The sequence below is a fragment of the Pelagibius sp. 7325 genome, assembly GCF_037652055.1.
Lineage (GTDB): Bacteria > Pseudomonadota > Alphaproteobacteria > Kiloniellales > Kiloniellaceae > Pelagibius.
In genome coordinates this window covers 1-503 of the sequence record NZ_JBBKAH010000031.1, presented here as the reverse complement: position 1 = coordinate 503, position 503 = coordinate 1, and the positions used below count along the sequence as shown (strand labels likewise).

The window sequence follows — 503 nt, the reverse complement described above, 5'->3', positions numbered from 1 at the left end:
GTCGTGAGACAGTTCGGTCCCTATCGGTCGCGGGCGCAGGAAATTTGAGAGGAGATGTCCTTAGTACGAGAGGACCGGGATGGACGCACCGCTGGTGTACCAGTTGTTCTGCCAAGGGCATCGCTGGGTAGCTATGTGCGGACGGGATAAGTGCTGAAAGCATCTAAGCATGAAGCCCCCCTCAAGATGAGATTTCCCATTCCGCAAGGAAGTAAGATCCCTGAAAGATGATCAGGTTGATAGGTCTGAGGTGGAAGCGTGGTGACACGTGGAGCTGACAGATACTAATAGATCGAGGACTTAACCTATATTCTAATGTGAAAAATGAACATTGTTATCTAGTTTTGAGAGAACATTCTCTCCATCAGGTTTGGTGGCGATAGCGAAGAGGTCACACCCGTTCCCATACCGAACACGGAAGTTAAGCTCTTCAGCGCCGATGGTAGTTGGGGGTTTCCCCCTGTGAGAGTAGGACGCCGCCAAGCTTTTCAAAGGATCAGTTC

The 503-nt window shown here is 50.5% G+C and carries 2 rRNA genes; both read left to right on the top strand.

The features are described from left to right. A 23S ribosomal RNA gene (locus WDC82_RS25145) occupies positions 1 to 308 on the top strand; the annotation flags it as partial. Positions 309 to 369: 61 nt separating this feature from the next. Further along, positions 370 to 485: ribosomal RNA gene (gene rrf / locus WDC82_RS25140) — 5S ribosomal RNA — on the top strand. Positions 486 to 503 lie beyond the last annotated feature (18 nt).